Genomic DNA, 13,099 nt, shown 5'->3' with positions numbered 1-13,099 from the left:
TGTGATAATTAACACAATTCTAATATGAAGCACTTTTATTATTTACTCTTTTTTTTCTTAATTTTTTCGTGTAAACAAGAAACCAACTCAGGTAATTACCCAGAAGAAAATATATCTACTCATTCATTTATTGAAGACGAGGACGGAAATTACAATGGAACATATTGTGCCGAGGTCGAATACTACAATCCGAACACAGGTTCCAGAAATACATACGAATTAGATGTTGAGGTAGAAGACGGTTATTTAGTGCAAATTAATTGGCCAAATGGTGGTTGGTTAGATGAAACCCATTTTTCAAGCGAAGATATTTCGAGCGGAGAATGTAGCTTTAGAAGCGACAGAGGATATCGGTACACGGTTACTTTAGGCGAAAAAGGTGGTGGTTGTTACAACGAGGGGTATCGTTTAAGAAATCGCGTAAATGAAGACACTGAAAATACAACTTGTCCGATTTGCGGCGGTGAAAAGTCGGAATATGACGATCATTGTTATTCTTGCAAACGAAAATTAGAAGACGAGGAACAGGCTGCACAAGACGAGGAAAATGAAAGCAGAAGAAAACTTATTGAAGAGGAGGAAGAACAAGCAAGGAAAAGAGAAGAGGAAAATTCTGAATATTAGCACCATTAACAAATGCTTTATATGGAAAATTATAATGAATTGATATATTACAACCAACTCAGTTACTGCTTACAATCTAATGAAGACAACATCATCATCACATTATTGATTGATGGAAATCCGTTGTATGATATGATTGTATGTAAACATGCTGAGGTTAATTTTGACAACAAAGAGGAAGTCCGAAAATTTTGGGAAGATTCTTACTATTTTAGTATCCACTCTCAAGAACCACCAAGTGAAGAAACACTATTTTATTACAATTTCCCTGAAAACTTAATGCCTGTAGATCCAAAACATCCGATGATTGGTTTACATTCTGAGCAAACTTTTGAATTACTTGTAGCTCCATTTTTAGCCACCAACGAATTGAATTTATCTGACGAAAAAATAATTGAATTAAGACAGGATATTTCAAGATTAGAGAGGAACGAGAACTTGATCTGTCTTTCTCATTGTTGCGGATATATAGACTGCTCTAATGTACACATGAAAATTGAGAGAAACCAGATAGAAAAAACAGTTAGTTTTTGTAGTTTCAAAGCTTCTTCGGATTACGAATTTCATTCAGACGTTTGCTACACTTTTGAAGAATCTCAGTATCTTGATTGTTTACAAAAATTGAAAAAACTCAACGACAATCTTAAAACCTATCAAGATTATTCGGAGTTTGAAAGCAAACGATTTTATGATAGTTTGGAGTAATACTAGTTATGCTTTTTTCGCAATTAATATATTAAGAAAGTCAACTAATAAATTGACTTTTAGCTTATTTTGTCAATACATAAGCTTACTTTACCATTATAAATTTGCAAAAATCTCATTATAATTCCTTATATTTGTAATACCATAATGTTATTTAACCACTAATAACATTCATAAATACCCTTATTATGTTATTTATATCACTTTCGAAAGTACAAGAAAAATTGATTCAAAACATTCGTGAAAGGAGATTACAAATGAATCTTACCCAAGAAGGTTTAGCAGAAAGATCTGGTGTGCCATTATCTACGCTTCGTAAGTTTGAACAAAAAGGAATGATTTCATTAGATTCTTTTCTAAAAATTTTGTCTGTTGTTGGAGGATTAGAAGAAATGGTTGAGGTTTTAAAACCAAACAAACACGAATTCAAATCCATTGATGAGGTAATAAAATCAAGCGAAGTTCAACCCAAAAAAAGAGGAAGTAGAAAATGACAACAGCAATAAAAGATTTAAAAGTAGGTTTAAATTTCGGTTCTGAAACATTGCCTGTTGGTCGATTAGCAATCCGAAACAATATTATCTATTTTCAGTATGATGATAATTTTTTAGAACATAATTTAGAAATATCACCACTAAAACTTCCGTTGATGCGTGGGGTAATCGAGCTTCCTCCAAATCCTTTTGAAGGCTTAGCAGGGGTTTTCAATGACAGTTTACCCGACGGATGGGGAAGATTACTTTTTGACCGTAAACTTCGTTCAGAAGGAATTCTATCATCGGATATTTCACCGTTAGATCGTTTGGCTAATGTCGGTTTTCACGGTTTGGGAGCATTGGTTTATGAACCAGACCAAAGCCAAGAAACCAACCAAGAAACAATAGATTTAGATACATTAGCAACTCAAACAGAAGAAGTTTTAGAAGGTAATTCCGAAGACATGATTTCTGAACTTTTAGCATTGAATGGTTCTTCTGCTGGTGCTAGACCAAAAGCATTGATAGGTTTAGATTCCGAAAGAAAAAAGATATCTCATGGTGCAAATAATCTAAGTGATGATTATGAACATTGGATTGTTAAGTTCCCTAACTCACAAGACGGAAAAGATTCTGGTGCGATAGAATACGTTTACGCATTAATGGCTAAAGATGCAGGAATAGAGATACCTGAAGTTCATTTGTTTTCATCACAAAAGGGAAATGGTTATTTTGCGATAAAAAGATTTGATAGAGATAAAAATAAACGACTTCACATGCATACTGTTAGTGGATTGGTTCATAGTAATTTTAGATTACCATCTCATGATTATGAAGACTTACTATCATTAACAAGTGTTTTAACTAAAGATATCCGAGAGGTTGAAAAGATGTTTCGTTTAGCAGTTTTCAACGTGCTAGCACATAACAGGGACGATCACGCTAAGAATTTCACTTACCTGATGAATTCTCTTGGAGAATGGAAATTATCTCCAGCTTATGATCTTACTTTTTCTAACGGTCCTGGTGGTGAACAAAGCACAATGGTTATGGGAGAAGGGCGAAACATTACTGTTAACCATCTTATAAACTTAGGGTTGGGTACTAAACTACCAATACCTTTCATAGAAGAAGTTATTCAACAAACAAAATCTGCACTTAACCAATGGACAGATTTATCAAAAATGTATGGAATATCTACAACGAATATTGAATTAATCAATAGTGTTATTAAAAGCTAACAGAGGATATATATACCAGCTAATTTTAAATAATCAGAATACAACACATAAACAAAAAGCAGGTTCAAAAAACCTGCTTAATTTTTTATAAATCTTTTATAGAGTGACAAGAGAAAAACTTGGAGGATGTAAAGATATATGCTGTGAGAAATCTTAGAACTTCGATAACAGATTTCTGTTCGGATCATAATTTATTATTTATTGTCTAATAATTTATAAGCCTCTTCCTTGGAACAATATAAACGACCACCAACCATATTAAAAATCAACTTCTTTTTTTTATTCCAATTATACATCGTTCTCTCTGTATGTTTGAAAAAAATAGAAGCTTCTTTTACACTAAAATGATTGTCTGAAACATCTATAATTTTTTTTCCAATATCATCAACAACTCCATCGAAACCATTGTTAACAACACCCAAAACTCTCTTGATGGCTTCTTCTGCCACCAAATTTGCAAATTTCTCAAGCTCGCTAGCTTGAATTAAATACATATTCTTCACTATTATAAAGATTTAAATTATATCTTTACATTAGTTTCATATTATTTCATGACACATGAAAAACACATGACAATGGTAATAAATATGGTAATTTATTATTTTACCATATAACAAAAAAGGTTGAAAATCAAATAATTAACAACCTTTTATAGTACTCGGAGTGGGAATCGAACCCACACTCCAAAGGAACACGAGTTTGAGTCGTGCGCGTCTACCAATTCCGCCATCCGAGCCTTTATGGACTGCAAATATAATGTTAGTTTATTTATTTTTCCAACTATTTTTTAAACTTTTTACAGAATTATTTCTAACGTATCGTAAGCCAAATGTTTACCTTCTGGTAATTTTTCCTCTACTTCATCATGAAATCCCAAATGATGCGAAATATGTGTAAAATATGTCTGCTTTGCACCTATCAAATCCGAGTATCGTATGGCTTCATCTAATAATATATGCGAAAAATGTTCTTGTTCTACTCGTAGCGCACTAATGATTAAAACTTCTACTCCACGTAATTTCTCAAGCGATTCTGTCGGAATTGTTTTTACATCTGTCAAATAAGCAATTTTATCATCAATCAAATAACCCAAAATAGGCAAAGGTCCATGCAAAACTTTTATTGGTTCAATCGTAAATCCAACAACCAAAAATTTTTCATCTTCCACAACATTCTCTATCACCGTTGGCACTCCAGGATATTTATGTTCAGCAAACATATATGGAAATCGATTATGTAATTCATCCAACACTCGTTTCAAACCATAGACATTCATATCTTCTCCAGATTTGAAAACCAACGGGCGAATATCATCCAATCCTAAAACATGGTCATTATGCTCGTGTGTATACAGGATTCCGTCCAATCTATGCGCATTATAACGTAACATTTGTTGTCTAAAATCTGGTCCACTATCTATCGTAATAATCTTTCCATCCTTTTCTAACAACAAAGAAGAACGCAAACGTTTATCTTTTTGATTTGTTGACAAACATACCGGATGATCGCTACCAATAATCGGAATTCCTTGTGAAGTCCCTGTTCCTAAAAAATGTATTTTTATATTTGATTTAGCCATAATGATTTGGTAAATTTACCACAAACTATTTGAAATTAAAATATGGCATTAGAACAAGTTCTTACTCCTAAACAAAAAGCTTTAGAGATCAATTTGAATCCGAAAATATACGGTTCTTTTGCAGAAATTGGAGCAGGTCAAGAAACCGTTCGTTTTTTTTATCGCGCAGGTGCTGCTTCGGGTACTGTTGCAAAAGCGATGAGTGCTTATGACAAAGAAATGTCCGATTCTATATATGGTGTAGAAGAAAATCGTCGTTATGTGACACAAGCTCGCCTTAAAAAAATGTTGGATCATGAGATGGAATTGATGAAAGAGCGTCTAGTCCACGATCACTACAAAGAAAAAGCATTTTTCACCTACGCAAATACGGTAACAACAATTGATTATTCAAAGAAAAATGAAGGTCAAGGTTGGATAGGTTTACGTTTCAAGTTAAATGCAGAAGATGAAAAAGCAAACGAGATTATTTTTCATGTAAAATTCAAAGAAAATACGGCTCAATTGCAACAAGAAACTTTAGGTGTTTTGGGTGTTAATTTGATTTATGGCGCTTATTATTACTACGATAATCCCCGAAAATTAATAAAATCTTTATACGATACGTTGGATAAAGATCAATTAGAAATTGACATGATTAATTTCCGTGGACCACAATTCAAATATGTTGATAATCGTTTGATGTCGCTTCAATTGGTTAAAAATGGAATGACTGATGTTGCGGTTTTCAATCCACAAGGAAAAAATATTTTACCTGCCGATTTATTATACAAGAAAAATATCTTCGCTGTTCGTGGCTCTTTCCGTCCTTTTATGAATGTAAATATGGATATGTTCAAAGGTGGTTTAGAAATTTTCAAACAAGAAGATGATGTTAGAACAGATAATACCGAAATTTTATTTGAGATTACGCTTTCTAACTTGATTGCTTCTGGTTTTGAAGGCGAATTGAATGAACGAGATTTTTTAGATCGCGCTGATATTATTGGTAGTTTAGGTTACAATGTTATCATTTCTAACTTTTCTGAATATTATAAATTAGTTGATTATTTCTCGAAATTTACTCGAAATCAAACCAAAGTTGGTTTAGCGATGGGTGTTAATAATTTGGTCGAAATTTTCAATGAGCAATATTATGCCGATTTACCTGGCGGAATCATGGAAGCTTTCGGAAAATTATTCAAGAAAAATGTAAAAGTTTATTTGTATCCATATTTAGACAAAGAAAAAGATATTTTGTTGACGTCGAAAAATCTACAAGTAAGTGATAGCGTACACGAATTGTACAAATATTTCTTGTATAATGGAAGAATTCAAGATATTTTGAATTACAACAGAGGTTATTTAGATTCTTATTCGCGTCGAATTTTAGAAAAAATTGCAAATGCTGAGCAAGATTGGGAAAATGAATGTCCAGAAGGTGTTGCTGACATGATCAAAGATCGTGGAATGTTTGGCTATAAATTGAAATATATTTTAGAATAAATTATTCGTATATCAATCTGAATTCGTTTCACATTCTCATCATAAACAATATTCGATTTTGAAATAAATTCAACATGACAAAACAAAACCCACGAAAGGAAAAGTAATTTCGATATCAGAATTTGATAAAGTAGAAGAAGAATATTATCAAAAAATACAAGAAAAAAACAGGAGTTGATAAAGATAATTAACAAAAAAAACGGTTCAAAATTGAGCCGTTTTTTTGTTATTTTACTACTGCATTTACATTCTTCGCATTCCGCCTTCTCTTGGTCGGTCTCCGTCTCCACCTTTTGTAGATTTTCCACCAAACTGATTTAAGTTGAATGTTAACGAGAACATCACAAAACGAGTCAGAATATTATTGCGTTGATCGATTGTTGATTCCGCTGTAATTGTACGCGTATAACTGTTATTTTGATTCAATAAATCGTAAACTTTAACACCAGCCTCCAATTTATCATCGAAGAAACGATACATCAAACTTGTATTCCACAAAAAGAAATCACGCTTGAAACCTGCTGCCATTCTCGAGTTATAATTGTAACTGAAATCATTTGTCCAAGTCAAATTTTTAGGAAAAGTAGAAATAGTTTTAATTCCGAAATTGTGCGTAATATTATTTTGATTATCAATTGAGTAATTGACATATTTAGAATTTGTGAAGTTCAAACGATAAGAAGGTGAAATCGTTAAATAATCACCATAATCCCAGTTTAATCTCAATGTAGGTGATAAAGTTGTATTGTATTGCTCATATTTCACCGCATCTCTAAAACCTTGCGTTAAAGCATAACTCGCCGACATTCCTACATTTACTCTAAATTTATTGATCCCTTTTTGATATTGTTTATTAAAGAAAAAGTTACCATTCAGACGATAATTTCCTTTTACATTTTCATATGTTGTTGTTCGTTTATAAATCGAATAATCCATTTCTGTGTAATTCACAATATTTGATTCGTTGTACGTATAACCTAAGTTAGCATTAAATCCTTGACGAGTTTTACGATCGAAATTGCTAAACATCAAATTGATTCGATGTGCTTTATTGGGATCAAGATCTGGATTACCTTTGAAAACATCTAACGGATCAGTTTCGTCTAAAATTGGTAAAACTTGTGATGTCGAAGCCAAACTTGTCTGATAATTATACATTAAGGAAAGTGAGTTGTTTCCGTTTTGATAACGAATATTTCCCGAAATATCTGGTAAAGTTTTGTTCTGAGTTGAGCTGTAATCATCTGCTTTAAACGTTCCAAAATTTTGTTGATTGTAGATGTTTGCTCCAAAACGAACTGTTGCCGAAATTTTATTTTTGTTCAATAATAATTGAGCATACGGATTAAATTCATTCAATTTGGTTGAATAAAAACGCGTCAAATCATTGTTCAAATTGTCATATTCTCCCGTTACATCATTATAATTCCACGTTCTATTATTGGTTTCAGAATCGGTTAAATTATAAGCAGAACCAACGGCGATTTTCAAAGAATCTGTAATTGGATACGTATATTTTACATCAAAATTGTATTGATTATTTTTCGAAATATTTTTCTCATTGATGTTTCTATAAATATCCGCAATAGTATCATTTGTATATAAAGTTGTCGAATTGATGAACGAATTTCGATCTGTTTTACCAATCGAAATACTTGAATTAAAGTCTAAATAAGATTTATTTTTGAATTTCTGATTAAGTGATAATAATGTATTAAATGTATTCGAGCTTGATTTTCCATTTGAAGTTTGATTCATTTGATTTCTCAAATCACCCAAATCTGAATATGTTTTACTATCCGAAATTGATGAATTTGTAGACGAAGAATTACTAAACGATGGATAAAAATAAATTTTTGTATTGTTTTTCGTCCATTCTAAATTTGTTCCAAAATTATGACCATACGTTTCACTTTTAGTTTTAGAATTCGCATCAGAAGTATAAATATTTTTTGGAGAAAAGTTTTCTACATGTTGATATTGATCGTTTTTCGTAAAGGAATGATTCAAACGATAATCAGCTCCAATTTTCAAATTATCAGTTAATTGATCGTTATAATTCAATCCAATTGAAGTATTTGTTATTACACCATCAGAACCTCTTCTTCCCATTCCACCACGACCACGCGAACCTTCACCGCTTGTCATTCCAGAAGCTGCAATATCTGTCGAAGAACCAATCAAACTAATTTTCTTTTTATCTTTAAAATAGTTCGCCATCAAATTGCCTTCGTAATGATTATCCGTTCCATAACCCGCCGTGGCTTTGAGCATATAACCTTTTTTTTTATCTTCTTTCAAGGTAATATTTAGCGAAGACTTATTCGATTTCGAACGTTCCCCAGAGAATTTTTCATTTTTCGTTTTATAATCCGAAACCTGAATTTTTTTGATAATATCTACAGGTAAATTTTCTAACGCAACTTTTCCGTCCGTTCCAAAAAATGGTTCACCATCAATCAAAATCTCATTAACATCTTTTCCATTTACCGTAATATTTCCGCTGTCATCCATCTCAAAACCTGGTAATTCTCTCAACAAAGCTTCCAAATTTGCATTCGGTTTTACTTTGTAAGAATCAGCATTATACTCGATTGTATCTTGTTTTACAACAATAGGTTCCACATTTGTTACCACAACCTCATCTAAATCATAAATCATCGGATTAATGATAATTATTCCAAGATCAATATTGTTTTTGATGGATTCGAAACTTTGTTTGAAAACGCCTTCTAAAGGATCAATGATTAAATAAACAGGTTTATCTTGTAGATTAACTTCAATTTTGAACGTACCATCATCATTTGTAGATGTAGTAGAAATTTGTGCAGAATCGACTTTGTTGCCTAAAATAACTTCAGAATCAGTTAAAGGAAAATTAAGCACATCCGTTACTTTTCCCGTAATTGTGACTTTTTCTTGTCCAAAAGAAAAAATCGTAATCAAACTAAAAAGAAATGATAGAATATATTTTGTCATGAGATGAATTGGTTTCTTCATCTGTTAGACATCAAATTTTGAGCAAAGTTTAATTTTGATTAAAGTTTTTTCCAACTTTTATCCGAAATTTTATTTAGATCAATTTCAGAAGTTGTGATAAAAAGAGGTGTAATTTCTACAATTCGCTTTACCTGAGTTGTTTTTAGGTTAGATTCTGGACAAAAAGTTTCGATTAAAACAATTTTTTCTGAATCAGAAGAATTGGATTTATAAAGCGTTTTTTGAATTTTTTTATCAATTTTCCAATTTGTACAACTTCCAATACTATAATATTCGAAGGTTAGAAGTGGAAGAAATCCGAAGATAATTCCAAAGATAAACTTCATCACATTCATAAAACTCCATCCGTCTTTCTTTTTGATAGAAAGTAGAAAAAGCACATAAATACTAACTGCGGCAGCAAATGTTAAAAGCTTTGGAAATAGTTTCGCAAAGTCATGATTCGCAAATTCTAAACTGATAAAATCTCCAATCAGAAAGTATCCAATAAACCATATAATAAAAATTGTACAGATGATTAAGATAATATTTCGAAGAGTTTTATTCATTTCGCTTTAAGGTTTGTGTGGTATAAATATAAAAATATTCCTGTCAATAGACAGGAATACTCATACTAAAATAGATTTATTTATAAGATTTCAATAAATTCTCTAAAATTTCGCAGGCACATTCCGCCAAGTTTGTTCCTGGACCAAAGATTGCATCTGCACCATTTTGATAAAGATAATCATAATCTTGACGCGGAATAACACCTCCGACTACGATATAAACATCATCTCTACCTAATTCTTTCAATTGTTTTACAACTTCCGGAACCAACGTTTTGTGTCCTGCAGCCAAAGAAGAAATTCCTAAAATATGAACATCATTCTCTACAGCTTGTTTCGCAACTTCTGCTGGCGTCTGGAACAATGGAGAAATATCCACATCAAATCCCATATCCGCAAAAGATGTTGCAACGACTTTCGCACCACGATCGTGACCATCTTGTCCCATTTTTGCCACCATAATACGAGGACGGCGTCCGTCTTCTTCAGCAAACTCGTCAGCTAAATTACGAGCTTCCTCAAATTTATTCATTTTACCTGCTTCCATAGCATAAACTCCTTGAATTCCTCTTGTAATTGCTTTATGACGACCAAAAACAGCTTCTAATGCATCAGAAATTTCACCTAAAGTAACACGACGACGAGCCGCTTCGATAGATAATTCTAATAAATTTCCTTCGCCTGTTTCAGCAGCTTTTGTTAATTGTGCTAAAATATCTTTTACAGCTTCGCTGTTACGCTCCGCTTTAATTTGATTTAATCGATCAATTTGTTTTTGACGAACGGCAGTGTTGTCAACTTCTAAAATTTCGAACTCTTGTTGTTCTAATTTCGAGCGGTAAGCATTTACACCAACAATTGCGACTTCACCAGAGTCAATTTTGGCTTGTTTTTTTGCAGCAGCTTCTTCAATACGCATTTTTGGAATTCCAGCTTCTATGGCTTGCGTCATTCCACCTAATTCGCGAACTTCTTGAATATATTCCCACGCTTGATTTGCCATTTCATTTGTCAAAGATTCAATCATAAAACTTCCTCCAAAAGGATCAGCCGTTCTACAAATTTGAGTTTCTTCTTGTAAAATGATTTGTGTATTACGCGCAATACGAGCCGAGAAATCTGTTGGCAAAGCAATTGCTTCGTCCAACGCATTGGTATGCAAAGACTGCGTTCCTCCTAAAGCAGCAGCTAACGCTTCTATCGCTGTACGACCAATATTGTTATAAGGTTCTTGCTCTGTTAAACTCCAACCAGAAGTCTGACAGTGCGTTCTCAACATTAATGATTTTTTATTTTGAGGCTCAAATTCTTGCATCAATTTTGCCCATAACATACGAGCAGCTCTCATTTTTGCAATTTCTTGAGGGAAATTCATTCCAATCGCCCAGAAAAATGATAAACGAGGAGCAAAATCATCAACTTTCAATCCTGCTTCCAAACCAGTTTTTACATATTCGTAACCATCTGCAAGAGTATAAGCCATTTCCAAAACAGGCGTAGCTCCAGCTTCTTGCATGTGATAACCCGAAATAGAAATCGAATTGAAGCGAGGAATTTTTTGAGAAGTATATTCGAAAATATCTGCAATAATTTTCATTGAAGGAGTTGGCGGATAAATGTATGTATTACGCACCATGAACTCTTTCAAAATATCATTCTGAATTGTACCAGAAAGTTGATCTTGCGAAACACCTTGCTCTTCTGCAGCTACAATGTAAAAAGCTAAAATAGGAAGAACAGCTCCGTTCATTGTCATCGAAACCGAAATTTTATCCAATGGAATTTCATTGAACAAAATCTTCATATCTTCTACAGAATCTATCGCAACGCCAGCTTTACCTACATCTCCTACAACACGTTCATGATCTGAGTCGTAACCGCGGTGAGTAGCCAAATCAAAGGCAACAGAAAGCCCTTTCTGACCAGCAGCTAAATTTCTTTTATAAAAAGCATTCGATTCTTCTGCAGTAGAAAAACCTGCATATTGGCGAATTGTCCAAGGTTGACGAACATACATTGTCGTATAAGGACCGCGTAAATATGGGGCAACTCCGGGTAAAAAGTTAATCTGTTTCAGATTTTTTACATCATCGTAATTGTAATCACTTTTGACTTGTAAACTATCTAATTCAAATGACTCTATATGTGATGGATTAGAATTTAGATTTCGTTTAAATCTTAAATTCGAAAAATCTGTTTTGTGATTCATCTTGCTAAGATAAATAATTATCCATTAAATTTTATAAAATTACCAATTTTTGAAACTGCTTTTTTCAACTTTTTGTCAACAAAAGTTGAAAAAACATTTTAATCGAGTTTTTTGGTAAAATTATTGATTTAATTTGATTATCAGTAAATTAAAAACACACAAAAGTAATTATTATGAAGTTAGATTTTAACAATAAAAACATTCCAGAGATTTTAAGTGAATTTCAGGATAAAAATACCTTTCAATGGCAAAATGATATTTTTGATTTGATGAAAAAGATCGATTCAAAAGAAGAAAAAGTTAATTTTCATTATTCGAGAGAAGATAATGTTTATGTATCGAATTTTGATCCTCGATTTGTAAATGAAACGTTTCATTCGTTAAATAATTTTTTAGGATTGAAAAAAGGAGATTCTACACTTTTAAGTTCATCGGTTTTAGAAAATGAAGGAGAAATTTCATTGGTTCAAGCCATAGAAGGAGGTTTTGATTTGTATTGTCATGAAGATTCGGATAAAGTGAAGATTCCATTAACAGACGAAAGTCAAGACGAAATAGGATACGCATTAAATTATGCTTATTTGACAAAGAAACAGATTGAAAATTCTTTTGAAGATTTGGCTAGAATCGAAAAAATTGCAATCGAAAGTGATGATTTGTCAAATGATTTGAAAAGTAAATTGAATGATCAAACGAAAACCAGTTTTTATCAAGTTTTTACCGCGAATGGATTTCCAATTGCAGTAAAAAAAATAGATGAAACAGATTATACAGTTTTAGATAAAATAGAACTTTCGGAAGATGAAAAAGGTAATTTAGTCTTGAATTCGCCTTACGAAAAAGAATCACTAAATTTATATAGACAGGCTGTTGTTTCGGATGATCAGAAAAAGTTTAGATGGATTTCTGGAAATGAATGTAAGTTGAATAGGAAAGATGTGGTGAATTTAGAATTGATTGAAGAAAAATTAAAACCATATATCGATTATAACTTTATTGTGATTGCTTTTCCGAAAAAAGGATCTACAGAAGATGTAATTTCTTTGGTAATAGAAAGTCGATTTGCAGAACATGTTGATATTCTAAAAAGTGAATTAGAACCTTATGAAGTTCCGCAACAAACATTTTTTATCGGAGATTTTCCGAAAAGTAATGATAAAGCTGCTATACGTGCAGAGTTAATTAGATTGCTGAAAGAATCCAATAAAAATAATTAATTAAAAAAGGGATAC

11 protein-coding genes and 1 tRNA gene are annotated in these 13,099 nt (G+C 32.3%); 6 read left to right on the top strand and 6 right to left on the bottom strand.

Annotated features, from left to right (window positions below):
* Window positions 1-24: 24 nt before the first annotated feature.
* The 4 genes from B4E59_RS09240 to B4E59_RS09225 all read left to right on the top strand — a co-directional run bounded on the left by B4E59_RS09240 (window position 25) and on the right by B4E59_RS09225 (window position 3,046).
* Entirely contained in the window at window positions 25-624 is a 600-nt protein-coding gene (locus B4E59_RS09240; RefSeq protein ID WP_291052611.1) for a hypothetical protein, read from the top strand.
* A 21-nt stretch (window positions 625-645) separates the two neighbouring features.
* Window positions 646-1,329, top strand: a complete 684-nt coding sequence (locus B4E59_RS09235) for a hypothetical protein (protein WP_291052608.1) — start codon at window positions 646-648, stop codon at window positions 1,327-1,329.
* A gap of 188 nt (window positions 1,330-1,517) precedes the next feature.
* A complete protein-coding gene (locus tag B4E59_RS09230) occupies window positions 1,518-1,823 on the top strand; it encodes a helix-turn-helix domain-containing protein (protein WP_280051719.1) in 306 nt (101 codons plus the stop codon).
* Window positions 1,820-3,046, top strand: a complete 1,227-nt coding sequence (locus tag B4E59_RS09225; RefSeq protein WP_291052604.1) for a type II toxin-antitoxin system HipA family toxin — start codon at window positions 1,820-1,822, stop codon at window positions 3,044-3,046. Before B4E59_RS09230 ends, B4E59_RS09225 begins: the two co-directional genes overlap by 4 nt.
* A 194-nt stretch (window positions 3,047-3,240) precedes the next feature.
* On the opposite strand, the gene B4E59_RS09220 is transcribed toward B4E59_RS09225, so the two are convergent.
* The 3 genes from B4E59_RS09220 to B4E59_RS09210 all read right to left on the bottom strand — a co-directional run bounded on the left by B4E59_RS09220 (window position 3,241) and on the right by B4E59_RS09210 (window position 4,625).
* Window positions 3,241-3,540 (bottom strand): hypothetical protein, encoded by a 300-nt coding sequence (locus B4E59_RS09220; RefSeq protein ID WP_280051716.1) that lies wholly within the window; start codon window positions 3,538-3,540, stop codon window positions 3,241-3,243.
* Window positions 3,541-3,701: 161 nt separating this feature from the next.
* Window positions 3,702-3,782 (bottom strand) — tRNA-Leu (locus B4E59_RS09215).
* Window positions 3,783-3,842: 60 nt separating this feature from the next.
* Window positions 3,843-4,625, bottom strand: coding sequence for an MBL fold metallo-hydrolase (locus B4E59_RS09210; protein ID WP_291046347.1), 783 nt, complete (start codon window positions 4,623-4,625; stop codon window positions 3,843-3,845).
* Window positions 4,626-4,667: 42 nt separating this feature from the next.
* Here B4E59_RS09210 and B4E59_RS09205 point away from each other — a divergent pair, with 42 nt between their 5' ends.
* Window positions 4,668-6,110, top strand: a complete 1,443-nt coding sequence (locus B4E59_RS09205) for a TonB-dependent receptor (protein WP_219034246.1) — start codon at window positions 4,668-4,670, stop codon at window positions 6,108-6,110.
* A 243-nt stretch (window positions 6,111-6,353) separates the two neighbouring features.
* Here B4E59_RS09205 and B4E59_RS09200 read toward each other — a convergent pair whose 3' ends face one another.
* From B4E59_RS09200 to scpA, 3 genes are all read right to left on the bottom strand, one after another.
* Window positions 6,354-9,089 (bottom strand): outer membrane beta-barrel protein, encoded by a 2,736-nt coding sequence (locus B4E59_RS09200; RefSeq protein ID WP_291052598.1) that lies wholly within the window; start codon window positions 9,087-9,089, stop codon window positions 6,354-6,356.
* Window positions 9,090-9,148: 59 nt separating this feature from the next.
* On the bottom strand, window positions 9,149-9,658 hold the full coding sequence (locus B4E59_RS09195; RefSeq protein ID WP_038334805.1) for a hypothetical protein: 510 nt from the start codon (window positions 9,656-9,658) through the stop codon (window positions 9,149-9,151).
* Window positions 9,659-9,734: 76 nt separating this feature from the next.
* Window positions 9,735-11,867 (bottom strand): methylmalonyl-CoA mutase, encoded by a 2,133-nt coding sequence (scpA, locus tag B4E59_RS09190; RefSeq protein ID WP_125350662.1) that lies wholly within the window; start codon window positions 11,865-11,867, stop codon window positions 9,735-9,737.
* Window positions 11,868-12,040: 173 nt separating this feature from the next.
* On the opposite strand from scpA, the gene B4E59_RS09185 reads away from it, so the two are divergent.
* On the top strand, window positions 12,041-13,084 hold the full coding sequence (locus B4E59_RS09185) for a hypothetical protein (RefSeq protein ID WP_291052595.1): 1,044 nt from the start codon (window positions 12,041-12,043) through the stop codon (window positions 13,082-13,084).
* Window positions 13,085-13,099: the final 15 nt, after the last annotated feature.

Origin of the sequence: Empedobacter sp. UBA2044 (assembly GCF_002333005.1) — a bacterium.
Lineage (GTDB): Bacteria > Bacteroidota > Bacteroidia > Flavobacteriales > Weeksellaceae > Empedobacter > Empedobacter falsenii_B.
The sequence above is the reverse complement of the archived record's forward strand: the minus strand, read 5'-3'. Positions and strand labels throughout refer to the sequence as shown.

What these genes read in the sequence shown, in the direction of transcription:
- B4E59_RS09240 (WP_291052611.1), top strand. Translation starts at nt 25, where the DNA reads ATGAAGCACTTTTATTATTTACTCTTTTTTTTCTTAATTTTTTCGTGT.
- B4E59_RS09235 (WP_291052608.1), top strand. Translation starts at nt 646, where the DNA reads ATGGAAAATTATAATGAATTGATATATTACAACCAACTCAGTTACTGC.
- B4E59_RS09230 (WP_280051719.1), top strand. Translation starts at nt 1,518, where the DNA reads ATGTTATTTATATCACTTTCGAAAGTACAAGAAAAATTGATTCAAAAC.
- B4E59_RS09225 (WP_291052604.1), top strand. Translation starts at nt 1,820, where the DNA reads ATGACAACAGCAATAAAAGATTTAAAAGTAGGTTTAAATTTCGGTTCT.
- B4E59_RS09220 (WP_280051716.1), bottom strand. Translation starts at nt 3,540, where the DNA reads ATGTATTTAATTCAAGCTAGCGAGCTTGAGAAATTTGCAAATTTGGTG.
- B4E59_RS09210 (WP_291046347.1), bottom strand. Translation starts at nt 4,625, where the DNA reads ATGGCTAAATCAAATATAAAAATACATTTTTTAGGAACAGGGACTTCA.
- B4E59_RS09205 (WP_219034246.1), top strand. Translation starts at nt 4,668, where the DNA reads ATGGCATTAGAACAAGTTCTTACTCCTAAACAAAAAGCTTTAGAGATC.
- B4E59_RS09200 (WP_291052598.1), bottom strand. Translation starts at nt 9,089, where the DNA reads ATGACAAAATATATTCTATCATTTCTTTTTAGTTTGATTACGATTTTT.
- B4E59_RS09195 (WP_038334805.1), bottom strand. Translation starts at nt 9,658, where the DNA reads ATGAATAAAACTCTTCGAAATATTATCTTAATCATCTGTACAATTTTT.
- scpA (WP_125350662.1), bottom strand. Translation starts at nt 11,867, where the DNA reads ATGAATCACAAAACAGATTTTTCGAATTTAAGATTTAAACGAAATCTA.
- B4E59_RS09185 (WP_291052595.1), top strand. Translation starts at nt 12,041, where the DNA reads ATGAAGTTAGATTTTAACAATAAAAACATTCCAGAGATTTTAAGTGAA.